Raw genomic sequence first — 13,326 nt, 5'->3', positions numbered from 1 at the left:
CTCTTGACTTCCTTCATTCTTATCTGAAATTAATTAATCATCAACTTATATCCAAGACCTCTTACTGTAAGAAGATGTTTAGGAGAAGATGGAGTATTTTCTATCTTTTCTCTAACTCTTCTGATATGAACCATAAGAGTATTTTCATATCCATACATATCATCTCCCCAAATAGCTTGACACAATGAGTCACTGGTAACAATTCTACCTTTATTTTCATACAACTTTAAAAGCAATGAATGCTCTTTAGCTGTTAAAGAAATCTCTTGTCCATCTTTTTCAACACATGCACTATTTAAATTCACAACAACAGAATCTCCCAATCTAAATACTGGCAACTCCTCTTCTTCTATAGGAACATATACACGATTTAATATACCTATGAGTCTTAATGTAAGTTCCTTTGGTAAAAATGGTTTTACTATATAATCATCAGCCCCTAGACCTAAACCAATCAATCTATCCTCGTCTTCACCTCTTGCAGAAAGAAAAATAACGGGTATCTTAGATGTCTCTCTGATTTTTCTCATAATAGAAAAACCATCTCCATCTGGTAATACAACATCTAAAATCGCACAGTCGGGCTTTATTTTTTTAAATACTCTAACAGCCTCCTCATAACTTGATGCTAAAAATATTCTATTAAACCCCTCTTTTCTTAGGATTTCATCTATCATTTTTAATAATTCTTTATGGTCATCCACTACAAGTATTTTTTTATCTTTTATTGATTCCATAATCATCACCCTTTTTTAGTATATCACATCCCTTTTTTCATGACTTTCCCTCAATGAACTATTTAAGGTTATTGTAAGGTAAACGTCAGCTATCTGAAATGTAGTCAAGTTATTATACTAATACAAGCTAAAAAAAAACAATAAACACAGATTAAAAAAGGGGATGAAATATATGGAAATGATAATTAAGACACACAGACTTTCAAAGGAATACAACAAAATATTTAGGGTAAGGGATATAGACCTAAGAGTTCCAAAAGGTGCTGTATATGGCTTTCTAGGCCCTAATGGAGCAGGTAAATCTACCACACTTAAAATGTTACTTGGACTGGCAAAGCCTACACAAGGAAACATTAATATTTTAAATAAGGAGTTAAATGAAAAAAACAGAATATCGATTTTGAAGGATATTGGCTCATTGATAGAATCTCCGTCATACTATGGACATTTAACAGGTCTTGAAAACATGACTATCATGCAAAAACTCTTGGACTTGCCTAAAAAAAATGTAAATGAAGCACTGAAAATAGTAAGACTAGAAAATCAAAAGGACAAAAAGGTTAGTCAGTACTCTTTAGGTATGAAACAACGTCTTGGTATTGCTATGGCTATAATGAAGTTTCCTAAATTATTAATACTTGATGAACCTACAAATGGGCTTGACCCAGCAGGAATTGAAGAGATTAGAGAATTAATAAAGTCACTTCCAGAAAAATATGGTATGACAGTTCTAATCTCTAGCCATCTTTTGAGTGAAATTGACCAGATTGCTACATCAATAGGAATAATAAATCATGGTGAACTTGTTTTTCAAGATAGCATAAAAGAACTTCATGATAGAGGTCAAAGTCATATCGCTATCAAAACACAAAACCTTATATCTTCACAGAAATTATTGAACAATAAAGGATATATGTCACTTATACAAAACGGATACTTGACTATTGAAAATTTAAACGACTCAGATGTAGCTAAAGTAAATAACATACTTGTCAATTCAAATATTGATGTATTCAGAATAGAAGAACATAAAAAGAGCTTAGAAGATATATTCCTAGAACTTACTGGTAAGGCGGTGACTTTATAATGAAATATCTTGGTCTAGAGTTTTACAAACTTAGAAGAAAGAAACTTTTTCTTATGACATTTTTATTTGTAGTTGTTGAAATATTGTGGTGTATTATGAACTCAAATAGAACCATTACACGTAATCCAGATATGTTAAGTGGATTTGAATATTCATATATTATCATGAATTTTGTAAGTCTAAATGGCTTATTCTTTCCTATTTTAATATCAATAATTACATCACGTATAAGCGATATAGAGCATAAAGGAGATACGTGGAAACTTCTAAAATCTTCTGTAGCTCCTTTAAATAGTATCTATTTCTCTAAATTCTTATGCACTACTATCTTAATATCTGTATCTGTGTTAATGCAATTGTTATCTATTATACTATTTGGATGTTTTAGAGATATGATTGAACCCTTCTCTTTAATTTTACTTCTAAAATATACATTTGGAACAATACTTGTAAGTACTGCTATAATTGCACTACACCTGTGGATTGCAACTGTAATTCCAAATCAAATGATTGCAATTACATTTGGTATGGTAGGTAGTTTTATAGGTTTAACATCAGGACTATTTTATCAAGGTATTCGTAGATTATTTATATGGTCTTATTACTTGGAATTGTCACCTTTAAACTATGCATATGATAATGCCAGTGGACCATCCGTCTACAGAATTGATATGAATCTTTTAATTACTATTATAATCTTCTTAATTGGAATGTTAATTTATTATATTGGAAGAAATCATCTATTAAAAAAAGAATTATAGGAGGGGTTTAAATGTTAAGGAAAGCAGTCTTGGGAGAAATCCTAAAGTTAAAAAATTCTTTTATATGGTATGTATTGATAGCTTTACCACTTATAAGTGTCTTAATTGGTTGTGGTAATTTTTATCTAAATCAAGGTATTCTTACAAAACAATGGTATAGCTTATGGACTCAAGTTAGTCTTTTTTATGGGGAATTTTTCTTTCCTATCTTAATAGCAATCTTTTGTGCATATATTTGTAGGCTTGAACATATGAATCATAACTGGAACAATATAATGACATTACCAATCAATCTAAAAAATATATTTTTATCTAAGCTTGCAGTAATTTCAGTACTTACGGCTATTACACAAATTGTTTTTGTTATCTTTTATATAGTTGCAGGAAATATGTTTGCTTTTCCTGATAGTATACCTAAAGAACTTACTGGTTGGATTGTTAAAGGTTGGATTATTTCTATTTCAATAGCTTCTATACAGCTATATATGTCTATTAAGATTAGAAGTTTTGCAACTCCTATTGGAATTAGCCTTTGTCTTTCTTTATTTGGTATGGGATTACTGATAGCTAAGCCTTCTATTGGTATCTTTTTCCCTTACTCTATGCTAGGAAGTGCAATGGGAATTATAAAGCAGTCTGCTTTAAGTATTAATGATACTATGGTTTCAATATTTGTTGCATTCATTACTACTCTAGTATTTTCTGAAATTGCAAATAGAAATTTTAAGAAAAATGATGTCATTTCTTAATGGTCAATATATTAGAATCAAATATATTAATAATAAGGATTTATAATAAAAACCATCTATTAAAATTCAAATATTTATTTTACCTAATTATATTTGAATTATAATTAGATGGTTTACTTATTATATATTATATTTATTTATATATTGTATATTTATTTTTGTAAAGTAATTATTATCTTAAGGTTATATAATCTTATTTTTTATCGTGATTATTTGTATGTCACCTTAAAATATTTAGTGTTAGAAAATGACTTTCATCATGTAATATGGTAAAATACAGGAGAAGCCTATATATATTTTTATGAGGAGGGCATATAAATATGTTTGCATTTGGATTTAATTTAGTAATCCTTTTATTAGTACTACTGTTAACAGTAGGTATATTTGTGGGTATTATAAAAAAAAATAAGCCAATATTAGTTACATCATCAGTTACTTTATCAATAATACTTATTACTATAATTGTAATCTGGAATCTGATTCCCGATACATGGTAATAGGCTTATTTACATAATTATAATTTAGACATAATTATATAACTCGCAAAGAGTTTTAATATTATTTGGAGGCAATTAATGAATATCATAGATTATGAAGATAAGCAAATAACAACACTTTGGAATGAATATGCAAACACAAGAAATAGTGGCCTTAAGAAGTTAGCAAACAAAAAGCTAGACCTTATGATTGAGTACATATTGACATTACCTGAAATTAAACAGAAACACTTTATTACATATATTTGCAAAGAACGTTTTGATAATAATAATATAAAAACATTCCAGCAACCTCTAGTTGTTAAGTTGATTTTTCCAATAGTCAAAGAGGCTATTTTAAATGAGGAGATGCCTTTTCTTAGATGGGGATACCAGTTAGATATTCCTATTTCTTTGAATAGTGAAGAATATATATACTACTCTTCTGAAAACATGTTAAAAGATGCTTTAAAGTTAGATAGTAAAGATATTAAATCCGTAGAATTATTATTAAATAAGTATATAGATGAACTATGGTTTGCTTCTCATCATATACAAGAAAGCGTTATTTTAAGTACTAAAGCAAATATTAAGTATGATTTAGATGAGATGGACAAGTTACTTACAAAGTATGAAGAAAACTTAGATTCATATAGTGAATACTTAAAGGAAAAGACTTATTATCAAGAGTTGTATAACTTATGGTTTCAATATGATGAAACTAATAAAGATATTTCATTCCCTGAGTGGTTAGAAGTTAGAGGATATAATTATTCTTGGTGTAATGTCTTTTATTATAAAAAATAATATATACTTACTACTCTACTACTTATTTAGATGTTATGTGTTTTTTATTTAATAATTATGTACCTATCAGTTAAAGGCTATATGTTTTTTATCTAATAGTTATATGTATGTTATTTAAAAGTTGTGTGCTTTTTATTTAAGAATAATATGTATGTTATTTAAAAACTATATGCTTGATATACTTAAATGTATAAATGTACATAATAATATTATTATTTAAATTTATTTAACAATATACTAAAGATTTAGTGTGAAACTAACTATTATATTATATAATGAAAGTTAATTAAATATAGCTAAAAAATTATTGAATATAATAAATATTTGACCTTGAGAGGTGTAATTAAAATGATAATTAGACAGGAAAAAGAAAGTGATAAAAGTAAAGTGTATGATGTTATTAAGTCTGCCTTTGAAAATGAAGAAGTTTCTGACCATGATGAGCATAATCTTGTTAATCGTTTAAGAAATAGCGATAACTTTGTTCCAGAACTTTCAATAGTAGCTGAGTATGATGGAGATATAGTTGGTCATATCTTATTTACAGAAATAAAAGTTGGAAATGATGTACTTTTAACATTAGCACCTGTATCGGTTTCTCCTAGTATGCAAGGTAAAAAAATCGGTACAAAGCTAATTGAAGAAGGACATAAAATAGCAAAGGAAAAAGGATATAGAGGTTGTGTTGTCTTAGGTCATGACAAGTATTATCCTAAATTTGGTTATCAGGTAGCAAGTAAATTTAATATAATGGCTCCATTTGAAGTACCAGATGAAAACTTCATGGCTATAGAATTATTAGAAGGTGGGTTTAAAGGAGTCTCTGGTGTTGTAGAATATGCAAAAGAATTTTTTGAATAGTCTTTATAATTTAGTATAGCAAATACAATAACTTTATGTGTGATATTTAGATGACTCAAAATCAATTATTTGAAGCTACAGAGTCATCTAAATTTATTTTATAATACTAGTACTAGAAAGGATGTTTGAATATGTTTGAATCAAGATGTGGTGTCTGTTGTAACAGTTGTACAAGAAAAGAGCAAGTAAATTGCACTGGTTGTCCAAATATGGAAAAGCCATTTTGGGGTGGAGAATGTAAGGTTAAAACTTGTTGTGAAGATAAGAAGCTTAATCATTGTGGTGAATGTGACACTTTCCCTTGTGATATGCTTTTAAATAAGGGTAAAGACCAAGGTTTCGACCCTATGATAAATATTGAACAGTGCAGAAAATGGCTTGAAGAAGCAGTTTCTAATTAATTATCTCAATCTATTTTGTTGAATAGTATATTTAACTAGATTGATAGATATTTAGATTGATAGATTTACATAAAATTTACAACTAAGAAAGAGTTAAATATTCGTTCTTATCAATATTTAAAACGAATTTTTAACTCTTTTATTGATTCTTAAATTTTTAAAAGTTTTTTTAATCTTTCCAATACCACCACTTTAATTTTTCTGATTCTGGATTTTCAGTTACTTTCCCTACCCCTGGAATTTTTTGTAACTCACCCATAATACACCATCTTTCTGAAGTTTACTCTTCATATAAAATTTTCAGTCTCTAAAAGTTTTTCACTATTCTTTTTTTTAAGAAAATATCTTCCAGAGCATCCCATTATGTAACATTTTGATTCTATAAAATCTTCATAAGATTTACCCATATATTTTAAATTTTTTCTACTTTATCATATTATATTTATTGTATCATATTAATGATTTCCCTTAATAAATATATCCCAGTATTATTATTTATCAGCCTTCTTTCAACGACTTATGCACCTTATAATCTTTAAAACTACATTTCCAAAGTCCTCTTCCCTATTTATCCAAACTACATTTTCTTATTTATTTCTAAAGATAGTATATAGATATTCTTTTTCTAACTTATATAGTGATACGTGTAACTATTTATACAATTATATATATAATAAAATTTAGATTTAATGTTTTCTTTAATTGTCACATATTATTTATGTCTTTGTTTAAATATATACTTTGTATCGTTTTATTAATAATTGAAATATTACATTTCATTTTAGAACTATTATATTTCATTTTGAAATGCAACATCGTAAAATAAAGCACTACTACTGATACTATCTAAGAAAAGGTTTTTATAAATTCTTATTGAATCGATTCAATTCTCAATTAAATCGTAATAAATTACACAAAAAAATAAAAAAATAGTATTAATCTGAAAAGTTGGCATATTTTGTGCTTTTATAACTTAGTATAAATCTAAAATCAAATAAGGAGAAAAAAATGAATAAAAAACAGTTGATGAAATTCTTACTTGTTGCAGCTATACCAATAATCGTATGGAGCTTACCTGCACCACAAGGATTAAAAAAAGAAACTTGGGATATTGTTGCTTTATATCTAGGTTTACTAGCAGGTCTTGTTATTAAACCATTTAAAGAACCAATCATCACTTTAATCATTGTAGGTGTAGCACTTATGTTTATGGACGAGTCAATACTACTTCATGGATATTCAGATAAGATGACTTGGTTTTTAGTTGTTGTAACTATTGTTTGTACAGCTTTTGTAAAGACAGGATTAGGAAAACGTATGGCATATAACCTTTTACTAAGAGCAGGAGATTCTACCTTAGGGCTTGGATACCTAATGATGATAAGTGATTTAATACTTAGCCCTGCTACAGGTTCAAATTCATCTAGAACAACTATTATATACCCTATATTTAGAAATATAGCAGAAGGTGCAGGTTCTAAACCTGATGATGAGCCTAAAAAATTAGGTGCATATTTAACAGTATTAACATATGTAGTATCTCAGGGTACAGCAGCATTATTTTTGACAGGTATGGCAACCAATGCGATAACAGTTTCTTTGGCATCAAGTATGTTAGGTGTTAACTTAACTTGGGGAACTTGGTTTATGGCATCAGTCGTACCAGCAGGTTTATTCTTACTAGTAGCACCACTTATAGTATATAAGATATACAAACCAGGTTTAACTCATTTAACAGATATTAAACCACAGATAAGAAAAGATTTGGAATCATTAGGTACTATTACAAAACAAGAAAAGATACTAGTTGTATTCTTTATTCTTGCAATTCTTGGATGGATGTTTGGTGAAAAAATACCTTTTATAAACTTAAATATGCAGGTAGTAGGATTTGTATTCTTAGCATTAGTCCTTATAGCAGGTATTTTAGATTGGGATGATGTTATTGGTGCTAAAGGAGCATGGAATATCTTTATATGGTATGGTGCATTTTATGGTATTGCTGGTTCATTAGCTGATGCAGGGTTTTACAATTGGTTAGCTGATAAATTGGGGACTGTACTTAATCTATCAGATGTAAATGGATTATTAGTTACAATAGTTCTATTATTAGTAAGTTTAGCAGTTAGATATTTCTTTGTATCAAATAGTGCTTTTGTAGCATCTTTTTATCCTGTACTATTTGCAATAGTTTTATCTACTAAAGCAAACCCAATGATAGTTACATTATTATTAGCATTCTTTGCAAGTTATGGAGCTTTATTGACTCATTATGGAAATGGAGCTGGTCTTATAGCCTTTGCATCAGGATATGTATCTCAAAAGGACTTCTGGAAAGTAGGTACTATCATGGTAATGGTTGCATTAGCAATATTCTTAGTAATAGGTTTACCTTACTGGAAAATAATTGGATTATGGTAAGTACACATTAAATTTATATATTGGAGATGAATAATTATGCTAGATTTACTTATTGTAAATGGTCATGTAATAGACCCTAAAAACAATGTAAATGGAAATAAAACAATTGCTATATACAACGGAAAAGTAACTGAATATAAACATGGTGATAAAGCAAAACACACAATAGATGCAAGAGGTAAATTTGTTTTTCCTGGGTTGATTGATGCACATGCTCATATGTTTGCAGATGGAACTGAAATTGGCATATATCCAGATAGTACATATCTTCCAACAGGTGTTACTAGTGCAATTGATTGTTCAGCAGGAGTAGCAAATTACCAACTATTTAAATCTTCAATTGTGGCTAGAAGTAAAGTTAATATAAAAAGTTTCTTGCAAGTTTGCTCAGCAGGTTTGGTAACTACTAGCTACCATGAATGTATTGACCCAAAATATTTTAATCATGAAAAAATAGAACGAATATACAATGAAAATAAAGATAATATACTAGGTCTAAAAATAAGATTAAGTGAAAATTTAGTAGAAGGTCTAGGAATAGAACCGTTAAAAGAAACTATTAAAATAGCTGAAAAAATAGGATGTCCTGTTGAAGTTCATTGTACAAATTTACCAGTTCCTACAGAAGAAGTATTAAACATATTAAGACCAGGAGATATATTTGAACATGTATATCAAGGCGTTCAAAATACTATCCTCGACTCAGATGGAAATTTATATGAATGTGTGAAGAAAGCAAGGGAAAGAGGAATCATATTTGATACAGGAGAAGGTCGAAAACATGGGGATTTTGAAGTCATGTTAAAAGCAAAGGAACAAGGGTTTATAGCTGATATTTGTAGCACAGATTTGGTGTTGGCAAGCATGTTTAGAAGACCTATATTCTCTCTGCCAAACCTTATGTCTAGATACATATGTATGGGAATAAGTCTATATGATGTTGTAAAAATGACAACACAGAATCCAGCTAAACTTATGAAGATGGAAAATCAGATAGGATGCTTATCAGAAGGTGCAAATGCAGATGTAGCAATATTTGACATCATGAATATTAAACAAATTTATACAGATTGGAAAGGTAGTAAATTCGAGGCAGATAAATTATTAAAAACAGAAATGACCATAAAAGATGGATTTATAGTATATTGTGCCCCAGATTACATATATGAAAATTAATTAGGAGGAAGAAAATGGGTTGGAAAATATTATTACCACAAGAAATAATGCAAGAAGGAAGAGATTACTTAGAAAGTAGAGGACATGAACTAATAACTGGTTCAGGTATGGATACTAAAGATATAATAAATGATATAAAAGGTATTGATGCAATTATAGTTAGGTTATCTAAAATAACAAGAGAGGTATTTGAAGCTGCTGATAACTTAAAAGTAATAGTACGTCATGGTGCAGGATTTGATACTGTAGACTTGGAAGCTGCAAAAGAATTTGGTGTTCAAGTATTGTATTGTCCAGTAGCAAATAGTACTTCTGTTGCAGAAGTAACACTAATGTATATGTTATATTGCTCTAGAAATTATACAAAAGTAAGAAAAAGCTTTATAGAGGACTATTATAAAGCTAAATTAAGAACTCCTAAATGTGAGCTTGATGGAAAAACTGTAGGAATTATTGGATGTGGAAACATAGGTTCAAGAGTTGCTAAGATGTGTATGGATGGATTTAATATGAAAGTGGTTGCATATGACCCATATAAATCATCTAAAGATTTCCCAAAAGGCATAGAAGTAACTAGGGATATAGACAAGATATATAAAGAAAGTGATTTTGTTTCTGTTCACTGTCCAACAACTTCTATTACTAAAAACTTTATAGGAAAAGAACAGTTTAATATGATGAAAGAAACAGCGTTTTTTATAAATTCAGCAAGAGGAAGTGTTGTAGATGAACAAGCCTTATATGAAGCATGTAGAGATAATATTATAGCAGGCGCTGGTTTAGATGTATTACAACAAGAACCAGTTGATTCAAAAAATCCTATATTGTATTTAGATAATGTTGTGGTATCTCCTCATATAGGAGCAGCAACTAAAGAAGCTACTAATAGAGCCTCTTTACACTCTGCAATTGGAGTTAATGAAGTATTTGAAGGTAAAAATCCTACATGGCCAGTAAAATCAATAGATTGGGATAATGCAACTATATACAATGATTAGTAAACAATAAACACTTATTAGGAGGAATTTAAAATGACAATAGGAAATAGAGTATATTTAAAAAGAGACTTACCAGATAAAGAACTTGTAAAAAGATTCAGTGTATTACCAGCAGCAAATGTGGGAGATTGCATGTATAGGTCAAGTGCATTAAGTTCAGAAATAAAGTTAATGTCTTCACCACAAAACAAAATGTGTGGAGTTGCATTAACAGTAAAATCAAGACCAGGAGATAATTTAATGCTTCATCAAGCTCTTAATATAGCTCAAGAGGGAGATATAATAATACTATCTAATAATGGAGATAGAACACAAGCTATTATGGGAGAAATAATGTACAAATATCTTGCAGATTTCAAAAAAGTAGCTGGAATAGTAATAGATGGTCCAATAAGAGATATTGATGTTATATCAAAGTCTAATTGTCCAATATATGCTACAGGAACTACTCCAGGTGGTCCATATAAAGAAGGTCCTGGTGAAGTAAATGTTCCTATATCTATAGGTGGGATTGCTGTTAATCCAGGTGATATAATACTGGGAGACCAAGATGGTGTAATCGTAATTCCTAAAAATGATGCAGTAGACCTTATTGAGAAAGCAGAAGCAAATGCTCAGCAAGACCATGCTAAAGTGGTAAAGGCTTCTGAAGGAACTGCAAATAGAGATTGGGTAAAAGAAACGTTAGAAAAAAAAGGTGTAGAAATTATAGATGATGTTTACAGAGCATAATAATAAATGACCTCTACTCTATATCTATAAAATATTTATACATATAAATTTCAAAATACGATTAACTATCAATTTAGTTAATCGTATTTTTATTTTATTTAATTATTATTTTACTTATAAAATACTAGTACTTAATTATTATTTTATTTAATTAGAGAGCTCATATTTTTTAAGTTTACGCCAAAGAGTAGTAGTACTAATCCCTAGTTGACTTGCAGTGGCAGATTTTACTCCATTATTTTTCTCCAGTGTTTCAAGAATTAATTTTTTTTCATAATTTACAATCTTATTATCCACCAAAGTATGAGAATAATCGGTTGTTGGTGCTGAATTTGTATCCTTTCTAAAATGTGGTTCAGAAATTAATATGTCAGAAACCAAGTATTCATCTATAAAATTATCATCACACATAACGACCAATCTCTCCACTATATTTTTTAACTGTCTTATATTACCAGGAAAATCATATCTACTTAATAGTTTAAGTGCAGAATCAGATATTGAAACTGGTTTATTATATTGAGATATAATAGCATATGCCAGTTGCTCTATATCTTCTTTTCTCTCTCTAAGAGGAGGCAAATCCAATTTCAACACACAAAGCCTGTAAAATAAATCTTCTCTAAAGTTATTATTGTCAATCTGCTCTACTAAATTTTTATTAGTAGCTGTTATAACCCTTACATTAATAGGTACAACTTTAGTATCACCTATTCTAGTAACTTCTCTCTCCTGCAATACTCTAAGCAGTTTGACTTGTACATCTTTAGAAATCTCTCCTATTTCATCTAAAAATATAGTTCCATTATGTGCTAATTCAAATACACCTGCTTTGCCTTCGTTTCTTGCACCTGTAAAAGCACCTTTTACATACCCAAACAGTTCACTTTCAAGTATGTTCTCAGGTATCGCTGCACAGTTTATAGCCACAAAAGGTCCATCAAATCTATTACTGTAATTATGGATACTTTGAGCAAATATTTCTTTACCAGTACCAGATTCTCCAGTAATTATAATTGTGGAATCAGATTTAGCAAATTTCTTTGCCATGTTTACTGAGTGCATTAATGCATCACTCGAACCTAATATATCATTAAAAGAACTCTTTGCACAATGAGATTTTGAAATCAGACTTTCTCTTATTTCTTTTTCTGTAGATTGAATATTTTCTATGTCTTGTATAATTGCAACACATCCAAAATGTAAATTATCAATTATAATCGGAAAACAGTCAAATGTAAGAGAAGAACCTTTAAAATTAATTATGTTGTTGCATAGAGAGTGTCCATTTTTAAGTGAATCTAAAATATCACTAGAGGTTAAATAATCTTTTATAAATTTATCAACTTGGTTAAATAGTAATCTTTTTGCTTGATTATTTATAAAAAGTTGTGAGTGATTTTTATCAATGGCGATTATCCCACTATGAGTACATTCTAAAATTTCCTCTGTAATAGAGTTATTTATTCTCTTTTCAATTCCTATGTTATATAGATGAATTGCTTCATTGATAGATGCATGAATAGAAGACTTTTCTACTTCAGTTTCTATACAAGGTTTATTATATTTAGAAGTGATTTCTTTTGTTGTTTTACCACCTATGAAAATTTCAATACCATCATCAATTAATTCTTTTATTGTATGCTCAAACTCATAAAGAGAATTTAACTTAGGTATTTCTAAATCAAAATTTGAGATTTCTTTGAATCGTTTAGCTGTCTTATATGATGATTCTAGACCTATAAATCCTATTTTTGAGGAATACTTAAGTGCTTTTTTATATGAATAAAATATATCTTCGTATTTGTATCCAATATCTACTATTGGTATTGAAACATGTTTACGCAATAAATCAACATTTTGACCACGAGTAATTATTACTTTAGTACCTAAGTTAATTAGATTGTCTGCTAGTTCTATGGTTTCTTTACCTGTAGCAATATATGATGGAATTTTTATGTGTAATTCTTCAAGCACTTCATATACAGTATCTGAAAATAGCTTAGAAGGAGCAATAACTACTATCTCATTTTTCATATTACAAAACCTCCTTTTATTGATTCCTATATAACTGGTTTCTTATTTTATATTAAATTTACACAGTTAAAAAGAGCTTTATA

Annotated in this window: 13 protein-coding genes; 11 read left to right on the top strand and 2 right to left on the bottom strand. The window is 28.9% G+C overall.

Annotated elements, in window-relative coordinates; translation table 11 throughout:
• Nucleotides 1–29: 29 nt before the first annotated feature.
• Nucleotides 30–737 (bottom strand): response regulator transcription factor, encoded by a 708-nt coding sequence (locus tag ACTG46_RS03720; RefSeq protein ID WP_479923635.1) that lies wholly within the window; start codon nt 735–737, stop codon nt 30–32.
• Nucleotides 738–909: 172 nt separating this feature from the next.
• Between ACTG46_RS03720 and ACTG46_RS03715 the strand changes: the two genes are divergently transcribed.
• The 11 genes from ACTG46_RS03715 (at nt 910) to ACTG46_RS03665 (ending at nt 11,206) form a co-directional block, all read left to right on the top strand.
• On the top strand, nt 910–1,824 hold the full coding sequence (locus tag ACTG46_RS03715) for an ABC transporter ATP-binding protein (RefSeq protein WP_054269198.1): 915 nt from the start codon (nt 910–912) through the stop codon (nt 1,822–1,824).
• Nucleotides 1,824–2,585, top strand: a complete 762-nt coding sequence (locus tag ACTG46_RS03710; RefSeq protein WP_479923634.1) for an ABC transporter permease — start codon at nt 1,824–1,826, stop codon at nt 2,583–2,585. The genes ACTG46_RS03715 and ACTG46_RS03710 overlap by 1 nt, the downstream gene beginning before the upstream one ends.
• An 11-nt stretch (nt 2,586–2,596) precedes the next feature.
• On the top strand, nt 2,597–3,334 hold the full coding sequence (locus ACTG46_RS03705; RefSeq protein WP_407811867.1) for an ABC transporter permease: 738 nt from the start codon (nt 2,597–2,599) through the stop codon (nt 3,332–3,334).
• A gap of 320 nt (nt 3,335–3,654) precedes the next feature.
• Nucleotides 3,655–3,831: a hypothetical protein gene (locus ACTG46_RS03700; RefSeq protein ID WP_153885125.1), complete on the top strand. Its 177-nt coding sequence runs from the start codon at nt 3,655–3,657 to the stop codon at nt 3,829–3,831.
• Nucleotides 3,832–3,909: 78 nt separating this feature from the next.
• Nucleotides 3,910–4,617, top strand: a complete 708-nt coding sequence (locus ACTG46_RS03695; protein ID WP_479923633.1) for a hypothetical protein — start codon at nt 3,910–3,912, stop codon at nt 4,615–4,617.
• Nucleotides 4,618–4,965: 348 nt separating this feature from the next.
• Nucleotides 4,966–5,478 (top strand): GNAT family N-acetyltransferase, encoded by a 513-nt coding sequence (locus ACTG46_RS03690; RefSeq protein ID WP_243194005.1) that lies wholly within the window; start codon nt 4,966–4,968, stop codon nt 5,476–5,478.
• Nucleotides 5,479–5,609: 131 nt separating this feature from the next.
• The gene (locus ACTG46_RS03685; RefSeq protein WP_054269193.1) at nt 5,610–5,879 is read left to right on the top strand and encodes a DUF3795 domain-containing protein; all 270 of its coding nucleotides are present in this window, start codon (nt 5,610–5,612) and stop codon (nt 5,877–5,879) included.
• 1,008 nt (nt 5,880–6,887) lie between these two features.
• Nucleotides 6,888–8,300, top strand: coding sequence for a DASS family sodium-coupled anion symporter (locus tag ACTG46_RS03680; RefSeq protein WP_167640581.1), 1,413 nt, complete (start codon nt 6,888–6,890; stop codon nt 8,298–8,300).
• A 36-nt stretch (nt 8,301–8,336) separates the two neighbouring features.
• Nucleotides 8,337–9,476: an amidohydrolase family protein gene (locus ACTG46_RS03675; protein WP_074179135.1), complete on the top strand. Its 1,140-nt coding sequence runs from the start codon at nt 8,337–8,339 to the stop codon at nt 9,474–9,476.
• 14 nt (nt 9,477–9,490) lie between these two features.
• Nucleotides 9,491–10,474, top strand: coding sequence for a hydroxyacid dehydrogenase (locus ACTG46_RS03670; RefSeq protein ID WP_054275905.1), 984 nt, complete (start codon nt 9,491–9,493; stop codon nt 10,472–10,474).
• Between the two features lie 33 nt (nt 10,475–10,507).
• Complete coding sequence (locus tag ACTG46_RS03665; protein WP_054269188.1) at nt 10,508–11,206, top strand: RraA family protein; 699 nt, start codon at nt 10,508–10,510, stop codon at nt 11,204–11,206.
• Nucleotides 11,207–11,353: 147 nt separating this feature from the next.
• On the opposite strand, the gene ACTG46_RS03660 is transcribed toward ACTG46_RS03665, so the two are convergent.
• Nucleotides 11,354–13,243, bottom strand: coding sequence for a sigma 54-interacting transcriptional regulator (locus tag ACTG46_RS03660; protein ID WP_479923632.1), 1,890 nt, complete (start codon nt 13,241–13,243; stop codon nt 11,354–11,356).
• Nucleotides 13,244–13,326: the final 83 nt, after the last annotated feature.

The organism is Clostridioides sp. LIBA-7678 (genome assembly GCF_056716065.1).
The sequence above is the reverse complement of the archived record's forward strand: the minus strand, read 5'-3'. Positions and strand labels throughout refer to the sequence as shown.

What these genes read in the sequence shown, in the direction of transcription:
- ACTG46_RS03685 (WP_054269193.1), top strand. Translation starts at nt 5,610, where the DNA reads ATGTTTGAATCAAGATGTGGTGTCTGTTGTAACAGTTGTACAAGAAAA.
- ACTG46_RS03680 (WP_167640581.1), top strand. Translation starts at nt 6,888, where the DNA reads ATGAATAAAAAACAGTTGATGAAATTCTTACTTGTTGCAGCTATACCA.
- ACTG46_RS03675 (WP_074179135.1), top strand. Translation starts at nt 8,337, where the DNA reads ATGCTAGATTTACTTATTGTAAATGGTCATGTAATAGACCCTAAAAAC.
- ACTG46_RS03710 (WP_479923634.1), top strand. Translation starts at nt 1,824, where the DNA reads ATGAAATATCTTGGTCTAGAGTTTTACAAACTTAGAAGAAAGAAACTT.
- ACTG46_RS03720 (WP_479923635.1), bottom strand. Translation starts at nt 737, where the DNA reads ATGGAATCAATAAAAGATAAAAAAATACTTGTAGTGGATGACCATAAA.
- ACTG46_RS03690 (WP_243194005.1), top strand. Translation starts at nt 4,966, where the DNA reads ATGATAATTAGACAGGAAAAAGAAAGTGATAAAAGTAAAGTGTATGAT.
- ACTG46_RS03715 (WP_054269198.1), top strand. Translation starts at nt 910, where the DNA reads ATGGAAATGATAATTAAGACACACAGACTTTCAAAGGAATACAACAAA.
- ACTG46_RS03705 (WP_407811867.1), top strand. Translation starts at nt 2,597, where the DNA reads ATGTTAAGGAAAGCAGTCTTGGGAGAAATCCTAAAGTTAAAAAATTCT.
- ACTG46_RS03695 (WP_479923633.1), top strand. Translation starts at nt 3,910, where the DNA reads ATGAATATCATAGATTATGAAGATAAGCAAATAACAACACTTTGGAAT.
- ACTG46_RS03660 (WP_479923632.1), bottom strand. Translation starts at nt 13,243, where the DNA reads ATGAAAAATGAGATAGTAGTTATTGCTCCTTCTAAGCTATTTTCAGAT.
- ACTG46_RS03700 (WP_153885125.1), top strand. Translation starts at nt 3,655, where the DNA reads ATGTTTGCATTTGGATTTAATTTAGTAATCCTTTTATTAGTACTACTG.
- ACTG46_RS03665 (WP_054269188.1), top strand. Translation starts at nt 10,508, where the DNA reads ATGACAATAGGAAATAGAGTATATTTAAAAAGAGACTTACCAGATAAA.
- ACTG46_RS03670 (WP_054275905.1), top strand. Translation starts at nt 9,491, where the DNA reads ATGGGTTGGAAAATATTATTACCACAAGAAATAATGCAAGAAGGAAGA.